This window comes from Microbacterium sp. 20-116 (assembly GCF_041079415.1).
Classification (GTDB): Bacteria; Actinomycetota; Actinomycetes; order Actinomycetales; family Microbacteriaceae; genus Microbacterium.
The window spans coordinates 1-17,434 of the sequence record NZ_JBFYGP010000006.1 but is presented as its reverse complement, the minus strand read 5'-3'; the positions used below and the strand labels follow the sequence as shown (position 1 = coordinate 17,434).

General features: G+C 69.6%; 13 protein-coding genes. 6 read left to right on the top strand and 7 right to left on the bottom strand.

Annotated features, from left to right (window positions below; genetic code table 11):
• The first annotated feature begins 92 nt into the window (after window positions 1-92).
• Complete coding sequence (locus AB6V29_RS12090) at window positions 93-1,538, top strand: MFS transporter (protein ID WP_369358892.1); 1,446 nt, start codon at window positions 93-95, stop codon at window positions 1,536-1,538.
• Between the two features lie 367 nt (window positions 1,539-1,905).
• Here AB6V29_RS12090 and AB6V29_RS12085 read toward each other — a convergent pair whose 3' ends face one another.
• On the bottom strand, window positions 1,906-3,264 hold the full coding sequence (locus tag AB6V29_RS12085) for an SLC13 family permease (protein WP_307313841.1): 1,359 nt from the start codon (window positions 3,262-3,264) through the stop codon (window positions 1,906-1,908).
• A 57-nt stretch (window positions 3,265-3,321) separates the two neighbouring features.
• Window positions 3,322-4,434 carry a PrpF domain-containing protein gene (locus tag AB6V29_RS12080; RefSeq protein WP_307313844.1) on the bottom strand — a complete coding sequence of 371 codons (1,113 nt, stop codon included), beginning with the start codon at window positions 4,432-4,434 and terminating at the stop codon, window positions 3,322-3,324.
• A 232-nt stretch (window positions 4,435-4,666) separates the two neighbouring features.
• On the opposite strand from AB6V29_RS12080, the gene AB6V29_RS12075 reads away from it, so the two are divergent.
• Window positions 4,667-5,578: a LysR family transcriptional regulator gene (locus AB6V29_RS12075; RefSeq protein ID WP_210076750.1), complete on the top strand. Its 912-nt coding sequence runs from the start codon at window positions 4,667-4,669 to the stop codon at window positions 5,576-5,578.
• A 69-nt stretch (window positions 5,579-5,647) separates the two neighbouring features.
• Here AB6V29_RS12075 and AB6V29_RS12070 read toward each other — a convergent pair whose 3' ends face one another.
• The 5 genes from AB6V29_RS12070 to AB6V29_RS12050 form a co-directional block, all read right to left on the bottom strand.
• Window positions 5,648-6,166, bottom strand: a complete 519-nt coding sequence (locus AB6V29_RS12070) for an aminotransferase class V-fold PLP-dependent enzyme (RefSeq protein ID WP_369358889.1) — start codon at window positions 6,164-6,166, stop codon at window positions 5,648-5,650.
• Complete coding sequence (locus AB6V29_RS12065) at window positions 6,123-7,451, bottom strand: dihydrolipoamide acetyltransferase family protein (protein WP_369358888.1); 1,329 nt, start codon at window positions 7,449-7,451, stop codon at window positions 6,123-6,125. The genes AB6V29_RS12070 and AB6V29_RS12065 overlap by 44 nt, the downstream gene beginning before the upstream one ends.
• A gap of 113 nt (window positions 7,452-7,564) precedes the next feature.
• Window positions 7,565-8,530, bottom strand: coding sequence for an alpha-ketoacid dehydrogenase subunit beta (locus AB6V29_RS12060; protein ID WP_369359111.1), 966 nt, complete (start codon window positions 8,528-8,530; stop codon window positions 7,565-7,567).
• A gap of 8 nt (window positions 8,531-8,538) precedes the next feature.
• Window positions 8,539-9,669, bottom strand: coding sequence for a thiamine pyrophosphate-dependent dehydrogenase E1 component subunit alpha (locus tag AB6V29_RS12055; protein WP_369358886.1), 1,131 nt, complete (start codon window positions 9,667-9,669; stop codon window positions 8,539-8,541).
• 98 nt (window positions 9,670-9,767) lie between these two features.
• On the bottom strand, window positions 9,768-10,844 hold the full coding sequence (locus AB6V29_RS12050; RefSeq protein WP_369358884.1) for a histidinol-phosphate transaminase: 1,077 nt from the start codon (window positions 10,842-10,844) through the stop codon (window positions 9,768-9,770).
• A 133-nt stretch (window positions 10,845-10,977) separates the two neighbouring features.
• Here AB6V29_RS12050 and AB6V29_RS12045 point away from each other — a divergent pair, with 133 nt between their 5' ends.
• The 4 genes from AB6V29_RS12045 (at window position 10,978) to AB6V29_RS12030 (ending at window position 17,277) form a co-directional block, all read left to right on the top strand.
• The gene (locus AB6V29_RS12045; protein ID WP_369358882.1) at window positions 10,978-11,382 is read left to right on the top strand and encodes a phage holin family protein; all 405 of its coding nucleotides are present in this window, start codon (window positions 10,978-10,980) and stop codon (window positions 11,380-11,382) included.
• Between the two features lie 34 nt (window positions 11,383-11,416).
• Complete coding sequence (locus AB6V29_RS12040; RefSeq protein ID WP_210076739.1) at window positions 11,417-11,923, top strand: low molecular weight protein-tyrosine-phosphatase; 507 nt, start codon at window positions 11,417-11,419, stop codon at window positions 11,921-11,923.
• A 27-nt stretch (window positions 11,924-11,950) separates the two neighbouring features.
• Window positions 11,951-13,330 (top strand): adenylosuccinate lyase, encoded by a 1,380-nt coding sequence (gene purB, locus AB6V29_RS12035; protein ID WP_369358881.1) that lies wholly within the window; start codon window positions 11,951-11,953, stop codon window positions 13,328-13,330.
• Between the two features lie 596 nt (window positions 13,331-13,926).
• On the top strand, window positions 13,927-17,277 hold the full coding sequence (locus AB6V29_RS12030) for a discoidin domain-containing protein (protein WP_369358879.1): 3,351 nt from the start codon (window positions 13,927-13,929) through the stop codon (window positions 17,275-17,277).
• Window positions 17,278-17,434 lie beyond the last annotated feature (157 nt).

Genomic DNA, 17,434 nt, shown 5'->3' with positions numbered 1-17,434 from the left:
GTGGATGCCGAGGCATCGGCGATCATCCCCGACCGCCGCCTACCCGCGGAGCGCAGCCCGGGGCTCTCAGTGCGGGCGTAGCCTGGGGGGCGATGTCACGGGATGAAAACGCGCGTAAAAGATTGTCCCGGAACAGCCCGCAGGGTCTGATCGTCGCGATCCTGGCCCTCGCGGGCCTGTGCTCGTCGTTCATGTTCACGCTCGTGGTGCCCATCCAGTCGCAGTTGCCGCAGCTGCTGAACGCCTCGCGCGACGACACCGCCTGGGTCGTGACCTCGACGTTGCTGGCTGCGGCCGTCATCACCCCGATCGCCGGCCGCCTGGGCGATATGTACGGAAAGCGCCGCATCGTGCTGGTGCTGCTGGTCGTGATGATGCTCGGTTCGGTGGTCGCCGCACTGTCGACCGGGATCATCGGCATGATCATCGGTCGCGCCCTGCAGGGGGCGGTCGTCGGCGTGGTGCCGCTGGGGATCTCGATCATGCGCGACGTTCTGCACGAGAACCGCGTCGACAGCGCGATCGCGCTCATGAGCGCGACCCTCGGCGTCGGCGGCGCCCTGGGTCTGCCGATCAGCGCGCTCGTGGCCGAGAACACCGACTGGCACTGGCTGTTCTGGATCGCCGGCGCCCTCGGCGCGCTCGTCTTCGTCCTGATCCTCTGGATCGTCCCCGTCAGCGTGCTCCGCACCGCGGGGCGCTTCGATTACCTCGGCGCCGTCGGCCTCGCGATCGGCTTGATCGGCGTGCTGCTGGCCATCTCGCGCGGTAACTCGTGGGGCTGGACGTCGCCGCTGACGCTGAGCCTCGCCATCGGCGGCATCCTGATCCTGCTCGTCTGGGGCTGGTACGAGCTGTGTGTCGAGAACCCGTTGCTCGACCTGCGGGTTGCGGCCCGCCGCCCCGTGCTGCTCACCAATCTGGCATCCGTCGCGATGGGCTTCGCCCTGTTCACCTCGAACGTCGCGTACCCGCAGATGCTCGAGCTGCCCGTCGCCACCGGCGTCGGACTCGGCCTGTCGCTGCTGGCCGCGAGCCTCGTCGTCATGCCGTCGGGCCTGGTGATGATGGTGCTCTCGCCGATCTCGGGCACCCTCGCCCGCACGATCGGCCCCCGGGTGCTGCTGGTCGCCGGCTCGATCTCGCTGATCCTCGCGTACGGCTTCAGTCTGATCTTCTCGACCGAGGTCTGGCACTTCGTCGTCGCGAACATCCTCATCGGCTTCGGGATCGGGTTCGGTTATGCGGCCATGCCGATGCTCATCATGCGCGCGGTGCCGCCGAGCGAGACGGGCGCCTCGAACGGCCTGAACGCCCTCGCGCGCTCGCTCGGGACGAGCACGGCCGCCGCGATCGTCGGCGTCGTGCTCGCGACCCTCTCGACCGGCGACGGCGACACCCGCGTCCCGACCTCGCAGGCGTTCCAGGTGTCGTTCCTGTTGGGAATCGGAGCCGCGGCGGTCGCGCTGGTGCTGGCGCTGCTCATTCCCACGCGATCGACGCCGATCGAGAAGCGGCCTTCCCTGCCCGGAAAATGAGGCGAGCGAGCGCGCCAAGGTGATCGCGCGCGCCTTCTCGGCGTGGTCGAGCGCCGCCGCCGATGCTGCTTCAGCGTCACCGGGGCGATCACCGCCTCGACGATCACCTCGTGCTCGGCGAAGATCTCCCGCATGCGCTCTGCGCTGGAGGTGCGCGCACCGATGCGTGAACGGCGGTGCAGACCGTGCCGCGCAGCCGGCGCGTCGTCGTTGTCGCCGATCTCGACGAACGCAGCGTGGGAGGCCGTGTTCGCGTGGGAGGAACCCAGCCGGGGTCTTCGGCGTCGGCGGCACGGATCATCGCGCATCTCGCCGTCGATGACGGAGCCGGGTGGCGTCAGCAGCCACCCGGCACAGCTTGCAATCGTCAGAGCGAGAAGGGTACGACCAGTGCCCCCCACGCCAGCGGGGGCCCGACGAGCACGATGACCGCGGAGTAGCGGAGGATCCGCTGGTAGAAGGCAGCCGGATCGACGTTCTGCGCGTTCGCGAGGACGAGTGCGCCGTTCGTGGAGAAGGGCGAGACGTCGACCACCTTCGCGGCGATGGCCACCGCGGAGATCGCCATGCCTCCTGCGACCGGGCTGCTCTCGATCAGAGGCAGCAGCATCGGGATCGAGATGGCGATGACGGCTGTCGACGACGCGAAGGCGGAGACGATGCCGGCCATGACACACAGGATGAGCACGCCGATCAGGGGAGAACCCAGGCTGCCGATGCCGCTGGCGACCCATTCGATCGCACCGGCCTCCTCGACGATGCTGATGTACGTGATCATTCCGGCGACCAGCAGGATGGTCGACCAGCTGATGCCCTCGACGGCCGCCGTGAGGTGGCGCTTCTCGATGAAGGCGATGATCGTTCCCGCGACGAGCGCGAGGATGCCGATGTCGAGGTGGAAGACCATCGCGCCGACGGCCAGCGAAACGAGCGCGAGAAGGGTCAGCACCTGGGCGGGTGTCACCCTAAGGCGCGTGGTCTGCAAGGTTTCGGTCAGTGTCATGGTCGCGCCCCCCGACACGCTATCGACCGAGATGTTGCCGGTGGCCGGCACACGTGGGCCGCGGACCGCACCGCCCGTCCCAACGAATCCGTCGGCCGTTGAGGCGCTGTGTCGAGAACCGGTGATTCGGGCTTTGTAAGCGAAGAACACCTGGGTGAGGACCGCGATGAGCGTCGAGTACACGAAAGCCGTGACGAAGAGCACGATCGGGGAGAACCCAGGGACGTCTCCGACCATGCCACTGACGAGAAGCCCCAGCACCGAGATCGGCGATAGCGAACCGGCAAGCGCGCCGTACACGACTGTCATTCCGACCGGCAGGGGATCCATCCCGTGCTTCGCCGCGAAACTGAGCGCGACAGGGGCGACGAGAGCGACCGCGGCAGGCGGGAAGGTTCCCATCGCCGTCAGGAGTGCGGCGACGCCGAACAGCACCCAGGGAACGAGCGCGGTGCGCCCCCGGACGAGACGCACCCCACGGTCGACGATGAGGTCGACGGTGCCGTTCAGCTTGGCGACGGCGAAGAGATAGGTCACGCCGACGATCGTGAGGAAGAGGTCGGCGGGAAACCCCGCCAGCATCTGCTTCTCGTCTAGTCCGAGGACGAGCGTTCCGACGAGGAACGTGCCGATGAAGCCCAGGATGCCGATGTTGATCGGACGAAGCGTCGCGATGACGACCATCGCGAAGAGGGCGAGGATGGAAATGAGTTCTGGTGACATCTTTGTCTCCCGAGGATGGAGGCGAACGTCCGCGTTACCGGTTGTCCGCCGAATTGATCATGGAACGAGAACGGCGGTTTCGGCCAGGGCCGGAGCGAAGCCGACGAGTTGTTCGGTCGGCAGCGTGACGGACGCATCGGCGAGTCGACGTGCCGTGCGCACGACGCCGACCGCCGGCGATTCGCCTCGGCGCCCCGCCTGGGTGGTGATGACGCCTGACGGCGTCCGGAACGAGACGGCCCCCGGCTCGCGAGATGCGGCGAGTCGATGGACGACGGTGCCCTCCGTGGTCGCGGCCAGCGTCAGGGCGACGCTGCCGGTGATCGCCAGGGCGGGGTGGGTCTTTCCCATCGACATCATGACCACGCCGAGATCGTGGTCGTCTCCGCGCGGAGCGGACACGAGTGCGACTTTCGGAATCGCCTTCGCCGCCTCCTGCGGAGTCGTGGCCAGACGCATGCGCACCGCCGCCTCGCGCCGGATGCCGTCGATCCGGGCCAGGAGGTCGGGGCGGCTGTCGATGTCGGCCGGGCTCTCGAACCCGCTGAGCCCGAGCGATGCGGCCATCACGGCGACGACCGGCGCGCCCGCGTCGATGAGCGTCACCGGCACGCCGCCGATCGACTCGGCCGTCCGACCGGTGGGGAGCAGGCTGCCCGTCGTTCGACCAGCCGGATCGACGAACCACAGCGTGACCGCGAGCCCCGCGTGGGGGACGCCCGCAATTCGCGCGTCTCCCGACTCGGAGAAGTTTCCGCCGGGCGTGGGCACGTCGGAGACGATGAGCTGGCCCGTGTTGGTGTTGTGGATGCGGACGGCCGTTCGTTCTCCTCTCGGCCGGAGCCATCCAGCGTGCAATGCATACGGCGCGATCGCCGCGGAACAGTTGCCGCAGTTGCTCGACCAGTCCACGCGGGAATCGGCGAGTCCGATCTGGGCGAAGGAGTAGTCGATGTCGGCGTCGTCGCGCCGGCTGGGTGCGAGGATGACGGCCTTGCTGGTGGTGGAGGTGCCGCCGCCGATCCCGTCAATCTGCCGTCCGTCGGGGCTACCGTACAAGCGCAGGAGCACCTCGTCGATCGGGGCGCCGACCCGTTCCAGGTCGTCTCGGCGGAAGACCCAGCACTTGCTGGTTCCGCCTCGCATGAGCGTCGCAGGAATGTCGAGCATCAAAGCCTCCTCGGTGGATCGGGCTCCATACTCGTCCGAGCGAAGGTTCATAAAAACAGTCACTTGCTTCATTGGGGTACTGTCTTGCTTAACCCTCACTAGGTCGGCAAAAACGCTCTTTGCGAGTGGATATGGGCTGTGACGACGGCCTCAGCGCACTGCTATGCATGTAGGTTTGCTTAACGCACATTTACCGAAGGCCGGGAGGCTGTACACAAAAGTCGGAGGTTCCATGCTCGACGTTCGTCGCCTCTCCGTGCTCGTGACCATCCTCGACAGCGGCTCCCTGACGGCTGCCGCGAAGACGCTGGGCTACTCCACGTCGGCTCTCTCGCAGCAATTGCAGCGCCTGGAGCAGGAGGTCGGCCAGCCGCTCGTCCGCCGGCAGCCCCGCGGCGTGATCGCGACCGAGGCCGGGGCCCTCCTCGCGGGGCACGCTCGCTACATCCTCCGCCGTCTGCAAGCCGCCGAATCGGAACTGGGCGAGCTCGCCGGCCTTCGCCGCGGAAGGATCGCGGTCGGGACTTTCCCGACCATCGGCAGCACGCTCATGCCGATCGCCATCAGCCGTTTCCGCCGTGACTATCCGCAGGTCCGGCTCGACGTGCAGAGTGCGAGGTTCGACGAGCTCGTGGCGTCCCTGCTCGAGAACACCATCGGCCTGTCGCTGCTGTGGGACTACGAATGGAACCGCATCGACGAACCCGACCTGTCGGTGACCCCGCTCTTCGAGGACCCCACCGTGCTCGTCGTCTCGCAAGATCACCGTCTCGGCCGAGCCCGACAGGTCAGCATGTCGATGCTGCGACACGACGAGTGGATCGTTCGCAAACGCGACCATCCGGTCGCCGAAGTGCTGGAACGCAGCTCGCGCGCAGCCGGGTTCACTCCGACGATCGCCTTCGAGGCGAACGACTATCAGGAGGCGCTCGCGATGGTCAGCGTCGGACTCGGCGTAGCCCTGGCCCCACGGACCGCGGTGCAGTCCGCGCGGCCCGACGTGAGGATCGTCAGCCTGGGCCAGGAAGCGCCCTCACGGCGCGTCGTCGTCGCCCACCGCAGCGACCGCGTACGGCCCCCGGGCGAGCGCGCGATGCACCAGATCCTCGTCGAGGTCGCCCGCGAGCACCTGACGACAGGGTGAGGCACGCCGCGCGGAGCGGCGCAGACGTCGAGCGGCCGGATGACGTCGAACATCGCCGGGGAGCACCCGTCACTGCCCTGACTCTCGCCGGCCGGGCGGCCTCATCACGGCGAATCGTCGGGGACCGATGCCGTGCTGCCGAGGCCCGATCCCGTCGCGCCGCCAGCCCGCCGCGTACCGGGCGGCGACACCGAGACCGATCTTGCCCGCGTAGTTGGTCTCCCAGTTCTCGAACCGACGGGCATCGTCGCGCACGACGTAGCTGTCGGGGCCCGTCCAGCGTGCCGCGTGCAGGTCGAGGAAGGGCGGCTCGATGCGGTCGAGGAAGCTCTCGCGCACGTACAGGAAGCCGGCGCCGCGGGGGCTGCGCAAGAACTCGCGTCCCGTGCCCGAGAGCACGTCGCATCCGACGCTCCGGCGTTGTTCAGGTGCGCGACATGCGCGGTTCCCGGGGTCTCGAGGCGGGCGCGCGACACGTCGCCCGGTGTGAGCAGCCGTCTGTTCGAGCAGACTTCCGGCTGCGCCGGGGACCGTATCCGCGAACTCAGTCCAGCAGCAGCGCCGGCTCCTCCAGCACGGATGCCACATCCGCGATGAACCGCGAGATCCCGTCACCGTCGACCACGCGGTGATCGAACGAGCCCGACACCGTGGTCACCCAGCGGGGGCGCACCTCGCCGTCGACGACCCACGGCTTCTGGCGGATCGCGCCGAGCGCGATGATGCCCGCCTCGCCGGGGTTGATGATCGGGGTGCCGGCATCCACTCCGAACACGCCGATGTTGGTGATCGTGAACGTGCCGCCGGTCTGGTCTGCGGGACTCGTCTTGCCCTCGCGCGCCGTGAGCGTCAGGTGCTCGAGCGCCTTGGCGAGCTCGCGCGTATTCATCGACTGCGCGTCCTTGATGTTCGGCACCAGCAGGCCGCGCGGGGTCGCCGCGGCGATGCCGAGGTTGACGTAGTGGCGGACCGAGATCTGCGCGCCGTCCTCGGTGTCGACCCACGCGGCGTTGATCATCGGCGTGCGACGCAGGGCCCAGATCACGGCGCGCGCCATGATCAGCAGCGGCGAGATCTTGACGTCGGCGAAGTCGGGTGAGGCCTTGAGACGCTTGACGAGCTCCATGGTGCGCGAGGCGTCGACGTCGACCCACACCGACACGTGCGGCGCCGAGTAGGCGCTCGAGGTCATCGCGTTCGCGGTCGCCTTGCGGACGCCCCGGACGGGGATCGACTCCTCGCGGGCGTCGGAGGCAGGGGCGGATGCCACGGGCGCGGGCGCCGCGGGAGCGGACACCGGGATCGTCTCCTCACGCACCGCGCCCCACGCGGGCGTCTCGATGTTGCGGAAGACGCTCGCCTGCTCGGCGTGCTTCACCACGTCGTCGCGGGTCACCTCACCCGCGGGGCCGCTCGGCGTCACGGCCGAGAGATCGACGCCCAGGTCGCGCGCGAGCTTGCGGATCGGGGGCTTCGCGACCACGCCGACCGAGGCCTTCACGGGGCGCTCGGCGGGCTTGCGACGACGCGACGACACCGCCCCACCCGTGCCGTAACCGACGAGCACCGCTCCGCCGGGGTCGCTGGGCTCGGGGACACTGACCGGGGCCGCGGGCGCCGGGGTGCCGGCATCCGTCGATCCGATCGTGATGATCGGGGCGCCGACCTCGACGGTGGAGCCCTCGGATGCCAGGAGCTCGCCGACCGTCCCCGAGTAGGGCGACGGCAGCTCGACGAGCGACTTCGCGGTCTCGATCTCGACGATCACGTCGTTGACGGCGACGCTGTCACCGGGCGCCACGCGCCACTGCACGATCTCGGCCTCGGTGAGGCCCTCTCCGACGTCGGGGAGAACGAAGGTCTGCTCGGTCACGGGGTGTCCTTTGCTCGCGAGACGGCAATCGGCTGACGAAACGGTGGCAGGTTGTCGCTGTTTCGTCAGCGAGATGCAGTCTCGCGGTTCATGGCGGGGAGAGGAAGAGCGGGTCAGTAGGCCAGAGACCGGTCGACGGCCTCGAGGATGCGGTCGGCGTCGGGCAGGTAGGTGCCCTCGAGCTTCGCGGGCGGGAAGGGCACGTCGAAGCCCGACACGCGCAGCACGGGCGCCTCGAGGGCGAAGAACGCCTTCTCCATCACGGTCGCGGCGATCTCGGAGCCGAGCGAGGTGAAGCCCGGGGCCTCTTGCGCGTAGACCATGCGGCCGGTGCGGCGCACCGAGTCGAGCAACGGACCGTAGTCGACGGGTGACAGGGAGCGCAGGTCGATGACCTCGCAGCTCGTGCCCTCACTCTCGGCCAGCGCCGCGGCCTGCAGCAGCGTCGTGACCATCGCACCGTGGCCGACGAGCGTGACGTCGGTGCCGCGGCGCACGATGCGGCTGGCGTGCAGCGGCAGCGCGGGCGCCTCGGTATCGACCTCGCCCTTCTGCCAGTACTTCGCCTTCGGCTCGAGGAAGATCACCGGGTCAGGCGAGGCGATCGCCTGCTGCATCATCCAGTAGGCGTCGTTCGCGTTCGACGGACTGACGACCCGGAGTCCCGCGGTGTGCGTGAAGTACGCCTCGGGGCTCTCCTGGTGGTGCTCGACCGCGCCGATGTGCCCGCCGTAGGGGATGCGGATGACGACGGGCATGCGCACGGCGCCCTCGTGGCGGTTCGTGATCTTCGCCAGCTGCGAGGTGATCTGGTCGAAGGCGGGGAAGACGAAGCCGTCGAACTGGATCTCGAGGACGGGGCGGAAACCGCCCATCGCCAGGCCGATCGCGGTGCCGACGATGCCCGACTCGGCGAGCGGGGAGTCGATGACGCGACGCGGGCCGAAGTCCTTCTGCAGGCCCTCGGTCACGCGGAAGACGCCGCCGAGCGGGCCGATGTCCTCGCCCATGAGCAGGACGCGGTCGTCCGTCTCGAGGGCGCGGCGAAGACCGGCGTTCAGGGCGCGGCTGATGGGCATGTTCTCGGTCACTGCGCGCCCCCTTCCATCGAGGCCTCGTAGTCGTCGAGCCAGCGCTGCTCCTCGGAGATCAGCGCGTGCGCCTCGGAGTAGACGCTGTCGAACATGTGCGCGCGGGGGATCGAACCGAGCTCGTTCGTGCGCACGCGCACGTCGTCGGCGAGGGCGGCACCCTCGGCATCCGCGTCGTCGAAGAACTGCTGCGAGGCGCCGCGGGCCTCGAGGAACGCACGCATACGGGCGATCGGGTCGCGCCCGGCCCACGCTTTCTCTTCGTCGGAGGTGCGGTACTTCGTGGGGTCGTCGCTGGTGGTGTGCGCGCCCATACGGTAGGTCATCGCCTCGATCGCGCGGGGGCCGCCGCCCGCGCGCGCCTCGTCGAGGGCGACCTTCGACACGGCGTAGCTGGCGAGCACGTCGTTGCCGTCGACCTGGAGGCTCGGGATGCCGTAGCCCTCGCCGCGCTTGTACAGCGGCGAGCGCGACTGCGTGGCGACGGGCACCGAGATGGCCCACTGGTTGTTCTGGAGGAAGAAGACCTCGGGGGTCTGGAAGCTGGCGGCGAAGACCATCGCCTCGTGCACGTCGCCCTGGCTGGAGGCACCGTCGCCGTAGTAGACGATGACGGCCTCGTCGCGATCGGGGTCGCCACTGCCGCTCTTGCCGTCGAACAACAGGCCCATGGCCAGACCCGTGGCGTGCAGGGTCTGCGCACCGAGGACCAGCGTGTAGATGTGGGTGTTGCCGTTCTTCGGGTCGGTGGGGTCCCACCCGCCGTGGGTGAGTCCGCGCATGAGCCGGATGATGTCGAGCGGGTCGACGCCGCGAATGCGGGTGACCACGTGCTCGCGATACGAGGGGAAGATGTGGTCCTGCGCGCGGGCCGCGCGAGCCGAGCCGACCTGCGCCGCCTCTTGCCCGAACGACGGCGGCCATAGGGCCAGCTGGCCCTGACGCTGCAGGTTGGTCGCCTGCACGTCGAAGGCGCGGATCGACACCATGTCGCGGTAGAAGGTCTCGAGTTCGGCGTCGCTGAGGGCGTCGATGAGCGGCAGGTAGCGCTCGGCCGCGGGCGTGGGCGCCAGCGTGCCGTCGGCTGCCAGAACGCGCACGAGAGCGGGATCGTCGAGCGGGGTCATGGTCCCACGCTAACGCGCGACCCATGCGCGCGACCGCATGAGGTGCACAACGGATGCCGGAATCCGACGTGCCCGATCGACAAAGGCGCCCCCGCGGGTCAGCGCACGGCGGCGGCCGCGGCGACCTCGACCACGCGGTCGAGCGACTCCTCTTCGCCGATCGAGATGCGGATGCCGTCGCCCGGGAAGGGGCGCACGATGAGCCCGGCCTCTTCGAAAGCGGTGGCGACCTCGACCGTGCGGTCGCCGGCGGCGAGCCACACGAAGTTGCCCTGCGCGTCGGGGACGTCCCACCCGGCCTCGCGCAGGCGGTCGACCAGCCGGTCGCGGCGATCGGCGATGACCTTCACGCGGTGCAGCAGCTCGCTCTCGGCATCCAGGCTCGCAATCGCCGCGGCCTCGCCGGCAGCGGTGACCGAGAGCGGGATCGCGGTGCTGCGCGCGGCGTTCAGCACGCCGGTGTGGCCGATCGCGTAGCCGATGCGCAGACCCGCGAGACCGTACGCCTTCGAGAAGGTGCGAAGCACGACCACGTTCGGCCGGTTGAGCACGGCGCGCACGCGGCTGCCCTCGACCGAGTCGGGGTCGGTGACGAACTCGGCGTAGGCCTCGTCGAGAACGATCAGCACATCGCGCGGCACGGCGTCGACGAAGGCAGCGAACTCGTCGTAGCCGGCGGTCGGGCCGGTGGGGTTGTTGGGGCTGCAGACGATCACGAGGCGCGTGCGCTCGGTGACGGCGGCGGCCATCGCGGGAAGGTCGTGACGCGAGTCCGCCGTCAACGGCACCTGCACGCTCTTCGCGCCCGCGACGGCGACCAGCGAGGGGTAGGCCTCGAACGAGCGCCAGGCGTAGACGACTTCGTCGCCGGGGCCCGAGGTCGCCAGCAGCAGCTGCGCGAGCACCGAGACGCTGCCGGCACCGACGTGCACCTCGTCGGGCGAGACGCCGTACCGCGCGGCGAGACGCTCGCGCAGGCGTGCGGCCGTGGCATCCGGGTATCTGTTGAACGCTCCCGCCGCGACGACCGCATCGAGGACGCCGGGGAGGGGCTCGAAGGGGTTCTCGTTGCTCGAGAGCTTGAAGGCGTCGGGGCTGGCCTGTCGCCCCTGGCGGTACGCGGGCAGGGCGGCGATCTCGGGGCGGATACGGGGCAGAACCGGCTCTTCACTCACCCCGCGAGCCTAACCGGGGGCCCGCCGCGCGCGTCAGTCCGACTTTTCCGACCCGCTCCTCCCCACGATGGGGAGAGCCGCGAGCTCTCCACAAGGCCGTGGTGCTCCAGCGGGTGCGTGCCACGATGGGGGCATGCGCTTCGTCGTCCGCGTCGCCGTCAACGCCTTCGCCATCTGGATCGTCACCCTGCTGCCCGCCCTGCAGGTGCGGCTCATCCCGTTCGCGCCGGGCGAGTGGTTCCAGGTGCTGCTCACGCTGCTGCTGGTCGGGCTCATCTTCGCCCTGGTGAACACGATCATCGGCACCGTGGTCAAGATCGCCGCGATCCCGCTCTACATCCTCACCCTCGGGCTCATCTCGCTGATCATCAACGGCTTCCTGCTGTGGCTCACGGGCGTCATCACCGAGAACTGGGACTGGGGCCTGCGCACCGGCGAGTTCTGGCTGACGGTCGTCGCGGCGCTCGTCATCGGCATCATCAACGCCGTGCTCGGCGGCATCCTGCGCCCGCGGCGCGAGGAGCGCGAACGCCGCTGATGCGCGCGGGGCTCATCACCGCCATGATGGAGGGATGACCGCGAACCCCGACGCGCCGTTCCGCGTCGTGTTCGTCTGCAGCGGCAACATCTGCCGCTCACCGATGGCCGACGTGGTGTTCCGCCGCATCGCCCACACGTCCGGTCTCGGAGCGCACATCGCGTCGACGTCGGCCGGCACCGGCGACTGGCACGTCGGCGAACGCGCCGACCACCGCACCCTCGCGGCCCTCGAGCGCCTGGGCTACGACGGCTCGTCGCACCGCGCCCGCCAGTTCCAGTACGCCGACTTCGAGCGCAACGACCTCGTGGTCGCCCTCGACCGCAGCCACGAACGCGTGCTCCGCGGGTGGGCGCGTGACGACGACGACGCCGACAAGATCGCGCTGCTGCAGTCCTTCCTGACGGATGCCGAGACCCTCGACGTCCCCGACCCGTACTACGCCGGGGCCCCGATGTTCGACGAGGTGCTCGGTATGATCGAACGCGCAAGCCGAGCCCTGTTCCGACAGCTCGAGCCCGCCATCCGTTCCGCGGGCTGACCCGTTCGCGCGATCCCCGGGAGACCCGTGTCCTCTCTGCCCCCGCAGCCCCTCAGCCCCCTCGACGGCCGATACTTCGCCACCGTCGCAGAGCTCGGCGACTACCTGTCGGAGGCCGGGCTTAACCGCGCCCGCGTCGAGGTCGAGGTCGAATGGCTCCTCGCACTCACCGACCGCTCGCTGTTCGGCACCTCTCCCGTCTCCGACGACGACCGGACCCGCCTGCGCGCGCTGTACGAGGAGTTCGGCGCCGACGAGATCGCGTGGCTGAAAGAGAAAGAGGCGGTCACCCGCCACGACGTGAAGGCCGTCGAGTACCTCGTGCGCGACCGCCTCGACACCCTCGGCCTCACCGCCCTCGCCGAGCTGACGCACTTCGCCTGCACCAGCGAGGACATCAACTCCACCGCCTACGCCCTCACCGTGCAGCGCGCGGTCGAACGCGTGTGGCTGCCCAAGCTCCGTTCGGTCACGGCCGCACTCGCCGAGCTCGCGAAGCAGCACCGCGACGCCGCGATGCTCTCGCGCACCCACGGCCAGCCGGCCACGCCCACCACGATGGGCAAAGAGATCGGCGTCTTCGCGTGGCGCCTCGAGCGCGTCATCCGTCAACTGGATGCCGGCGAGTACCTCGCGAAGTTCTCGGGAGCCACCGGCACCTGGTCGGCGCACGTCGCCGCAGAGCCGGACGTCGACTGGCCCGAGCTGACGCGCGCGTTCATCGAGTCGCTCGGCCTGGGCTTCAACCCGGTCACCACACAGATCGAGTCGCACGACTGGCAGGTCGAGCTCTACGACCGTGCCCGTCACGCCGGCGGCATCCTGCACAACCTCGCCACCGACATCTGGACGTATATCTCGCTCGGGTACTTCACCCAGATCCCCGTCGCGGGCGCCACCGGGTCATCGACCATGCCGCACAAGATCAACCCGATCCGGTTCGAGAACGCCGAGGCGAACCTCGAGATCGCGGGCGGGTTGTTCGGCACCCTGGCATCCACTCTCGTGACGAGCCGCCTGCAGCGCGACCTCACCGACTCGACGACCCAGCGCAACATCGGCGTCGCCTTCGGGCACTCTCTGCTCGCGCTCGACAACCTGCAGCGTGGCCTGACCGAGATCTCGCTCGCCGAAGACGTGCTGCTGGCCGACCTCGACGTGAACTGGGAAGTGCTCGCCGAGGCGATCCAGACGGTCGTGCGCGCCGAGATCGCCGCGGGCCGCTCGCAGATCACCGACCCCTACGCGCTGCTCAAGGACCTCACGCGCGGCCGCCGCGTCGGCGGGGCCGAGCTGGCCGAGTTCGTGCGCGGCCTCGACATCGGCGACGCCGCGAAAGAGCGCCTGCTCGCGCTGACCCCCGCCGCGTACGCGGGACTGGCGTCGCGGGTGGTCGACGCGCTGTAACGCGCTGCGGGGAACGCGCCCCCTCCGTCGAGTGTCCAAGACACGCCGCGTCGGCCCCCGCGCCGACGGCGTTTCTCGGACACTCACGTCGTGACGTGGGGCCGCGTCGCGCCTTCGCGTGTCCCCGCGCCGCGCCTTCGCGTGTCCCGCGTCACGCCTTCGCGTCCCCCGCGCCGCGCCTTCGCGTGTCCCCGCGCCAGGCTCCGCGCGTCGCGTCGCCCGCCGTCCTGTTGAGTGTCCAAAACACCCGGACGAAATTTGAAAACGTCCGGGTGTTTTGGACACTCGACGTGGGTGCGCGGGCGGCAACGGCGCCATGACGCGTCCCTTCCCGTGGCTCCGCACCGGGTCCGCCGTGTCGCGTCGCCCGCCTGTTGAGTGTCCAAAACACCCGGACGAAATTTGAAAACGTCCGGGTGTTTTGGACACTCGACGTGGGTGCGCGGGCGGCGAGCGACGCGCCGCCCCCGGCCAGCGTCCACGCAAATCCCCCCTGGACGCCGCGCACCGCCGGCCCATAGTGTTGACGTCAACACCCCCTCGACCCCCGGGTCGCCCAGCGCCGCACCGTCGCGGCGCGGATCGGAACAGACGCAATGACGCCTCGACGCCCGCTCACCTCCCGCCTGCTGGCCGCCGCCACGGCCGCTCTGCTCGCCACCGCCCTGGCATCCCCCCTCGCGGCGAGCGCGGCAGCCGGTGTCCCAACCGATCCGAACGACGGCGTCCCCCGCGTCGACCCACCCGTCACGTATACGACCTTCCAGCCGCTCGCTGATCCGGGTTCCGGCGCGACCGACTACTTCCAGCCGAAGTGGTTCGACACCGACGGCCGGCACATCCAGGCGCACGGCGGGCAGGTCGTCACGACCGAGGAGAACGGCCAGACCGTCTACTACTGGTACGGCGAAGACCGCACGAACGGCTACTGGAACAGCCCCGGCGTGGCGGTTTACCGGTCGACGGATGCCAAGAACTGGACGAACCTCGGAGACGCCCTGCGCAGCATCTCGACGCGCGACGACCTCCTCACGCCCTACTTCGAGGACCTCTACGACACCGTCGACGAGAACGGCCAGCCGCGCACCGAGAAGATCGATGCCCTGGCCTACCACCTGAACTCGACGCAGAACTCCGACTACACCGCGATCTTCGAGCGCCCCAAGGTGCTGCACAACAACAAGACCGGCCAGTGGGTCATGTGGTGGCACGCCGACGGACGCATCGAACCCGGCGGCAGCACCTATGCCCGATCGATGGCGGCGGTCGCCGTTTCAGACTCCCCCGCGGGGCCCTTCCGCATGACGGGCGCCTTCCGCATGCCCAACCGCACCGACTACCAGGCGTGCACGCAGTACGCGGTGCCCGGTCAGGCGCGCGACATGACGGTGTTCCAGGACGACGACGGCAAGGCGTACATCTCGTATTCGTCGGAGGAGAACTACAGCCTCTACGTCGCCGCGCTCGACGACAGCTACACGAACGTCACGCACACCACAGACCGCGACACCCTCGACGTGAACCAGTACTCCGAGGACGGCCGGTACCCCTACGTGTTCGCCGACGGTACGCCCGATGCGCCGAAGCGCGGCACCGACTTCCAGATCGTCAAGGAATGCGGCCACCTCGAGGCCCCCGCGATCTTCGAGCGCGACGGCACCTACAGCGTCGTCACCTCCGGGGCGACCGGCTGGGCACCCAACCCGCAGACGTACTACACCACGAAGAACCTGATGGGCACGTGGATCCGCGGTGTCGATGCGAACGACGTGAACGAGACCGTCTCGTACGAAGCCATCCCCGACGGGGGCGACGGCCTGCTCTCGATCGGCGACGTGCGCCGCTCGACCTTCGGCTCGCAGACGACGAACGTGTTCGAGCTCGAGCCCGGCAAGTTCGTCTACATGGGCGATCGCTGGAACGAGGGAAAGTCCGACTCGACCTACGTCTGGCTCCCGCTCACCGTGGGCGAGAACGGCCGGTTGGAGATGCACAACCCCGCGGCGGAGGATCCCGCGCGCTACGGCGACGGCTGGGATGCCTCCTACTGGGATGACAAGGGCTTCGGTCACGGCACCTGGAAGGCCGACACCGCCGCGCTCCCCCAGAACGTCCGACGTGGCGCCACCCCGCAGCTGCCGGCCAGCGTCCCCATCACCACCTCCGCCGGCACCGCCCCGGTCGCCGTCACGTGGTCGACGATCGACACGAGCGCGCTCGGCCCCCAGACCATCACCGGCACTCTCGCCGCCGACGCGAGCTTCACCGCCGGTCGCACGTTCCAGCGCACGATCACCGTCGCCGAGCCCGGCGTCGCCGACATCGCCCCCGAGGCGACCGTCACCGCGTCGAGCCGCAACGACCTCGTCGGCACGCTCACCGACGACAATCCCACGGCCAAGGGCTGGGACGACTGGACCGGCAACGGCTATCCGCGCGACAGCTGGCTGCAGTTCGACTGGGGTACGGACCGCACCTTCGACTCGATCGTGGTGCACACGTACAAGGACGGCTCGACCGCGACCTGGCCCTCGCGCATCCAGGTGCAGTACCGCGACCCGGCCGGCGCGTGGAAGGACACCACGGTCGAGGCGACCCTCGCTCAGGATGCCAGCACCCCGGCCCCCACGGCCGTGATCAACGCCCGGACGCTTCCGGCAGCGAGCGCTCTGCGACTGCGTCTGACGAGCGAGGCGAACACGTGGCAGTCGATCTCGGAGGTCGACGTGTGGGGCGGCGCCTCGGCCGTGAACGTGTGCCGCGGCGGCGACGCCCAGGTGTCGGCATCCTTCCACCAGACGAAGTGGGCCACGATGCCCGCCTCGAACGCGTGCGACGGCCGACTGGGGACGGCATGGTCGACCTGGACCGACGCGGGCTACAAGGACACCGCGACCTTCACGATGGAGACGTTCGAGATCCACCGCCTGAACGAGGTGCGTTTCACGAACATCGAGGGATCGATCGCCGGCGTCTCGCTGGAGTACCGGGACTACCACGAGAACCAGTGGAAGCCGCTGCCTCTCACGGGTGACGCGCCCACCGTGACGAACGGCACCGAGACGACGCTGTCGTTCCCGAAGGTCCTCGCCACGGGTCTGCGCCTCACCTTCGCGACCCCCGGGTCGTATCTCAAGATCCCCGAGATCTTCGTGCCCGAGGCCGGCGGCATCGTGCACATCGACCCGGCAGTGAAGACGGCCCCGAACGCCTCGGGCTGGCACACCACCGCTCCCGTCTCGGTCTCGCTGTACCACGACGGCAACAGCGACGTCGTCGTGCAGCATCGCCTCGACGGCGGGGCGTGGAGCGACGACCTCGACTTCACGATCACCGCCGACGGCGACCACACCGTCGACTACCGCGCGTTGTGGAACGGCCGTGAGGTGCCCGAGGTCGCCGGATCCCTGCCCGTCCGCATCGACACCGCCGCCCCGACCACCGCGGCCTCGGTCGAGGAGCCCTCGACCCTGCGGCGCCTGATGCAGCCGGCCGCGGTGTTCCAGGCTCTGGCCCCCACCGAAGCCACGGTGGTGTTCGCGGCGACGGATGCCACCTCGGGCGTTGCCCTGACCGAGTACTCGCTCGACGGAACCACATGGACCGCCGGCTCCCGCGTGACCCTCACCGGCGCCGGCGACCACGTCGTGCAGTTCCGCTCGACCGATGTGGCGGGCAACCGCGAACAGGTGCAGTCCGTGACCGTCACGGTGCGAGCGGGCACCGCCCCGGGCGACGGTGACGGTTTCGGCACGGGCCCCGGCACGGGCTCCGGCACGCCCGGTGCTCCCGCGGGAACGATCGGCGGGCCGGGGAGCTCGGACGGCGGCACCGCCAGCGGTCTCGCCGGCACAGGCTCGGAGGCGCCCGTGGTTCTCGGCATCCTGGCCCTGGCTCTGTCGGCTCTCGGCGCCGCACTGCTCGGGGCACGCCGCCGCCGCGCCTGACCGGGTGCGCGCGTTCCCCCGCCGCGCACCTCGCGAGTGTCCAAAACACCCGGACGAAATTTCGGAACGTCCGGGTGTTTTGGACACTCAACGGGCAGACGACGCGTCACCGACCGCCCAGCGGAGGCAGCGCGCGCCGCGCAGGCCGCCGACTGTT

What these genes read in the sequence shown, in the direction of transcription:
- AB6V29_RS12090 (WP_369358892.1), top strand. Translation starts at nt 93, where the DNA reads ATGTCACGGGATGAAAACGCGCGTAAAAGATTGTCCCGGAACAGCCCG.
- AB6V29_RS12085 (WP_307313841.1), bottom strand. Translation starts at nt 3,264, where the DNA reads ATGTCACCAGAACTCATTTCCATCCTCGCCCTCTTCGCGATGGTCGTC.
- AB6V29_RS12080 (WP_307313844.1), bottom strand. Translation starts at nt 4,434, where the DNA reads ATGCTCGACATTCCTGCGACGCTCATGCGAGGCGGAACCAGCAAGTGC.
- AB6V29_RS12075 (WP_210076750.1), top strand. Translation starts at nt 4,667, where the DNA reads ATGCTCGACGTTCGTCGCCTCTCCGTGCTCGTGACCATCCTCGACAGC.
- AB6V29_RS12070 (WP_369358889.1), bottom strand. Translation starts at nt 6,166, where the DNA reads ATGTGGCATCCGTGCTGGAGGAGCCGGCGCTGCTGCTGGACTGAGTTC.
- AB6V29_RS12060 (WP_369359111.1), bottom strand. Translation starts at nt 8,530, where the DNA reads ATGCCCATCAGCCGCGCCCTGAACGCCGGTCTTCGCCGCGCCCTCGAG.
- AB6V29_RS12055 (WP_369358886.1), bottom strand. Translation starts at nt 9,669, where the DNA reads ATGACCCCGCTCGACGATCCCGCTCTCGTGCGCGTTCTGGCAGCCGAC.
- AB6V29_RS12045 (WP_369358882.1), top strand. Translation starts at nt 10,978, where the DNA reads ATGCGCTTCGTCGTCCGCGTCGCCGTCAACGCCTTCGCCATCTGGATC.
- AB6V29_RS12040 (WP_210076739.1), top strand. Translation starts at nt 11,417, where the DNA reads ATGACCGCGAACCCCGACGCGCCGTTCCGCGTCGTGTTCGTCTGCAGC.
- AB6V29_RS12030 (WP_369358879.1), top strand. Translation starts at nt 13,927, where the DNA reads ATGACGCCTCGACGCCCGCTCACCTCCCGCCTGCTGGCCGCCGCCACG.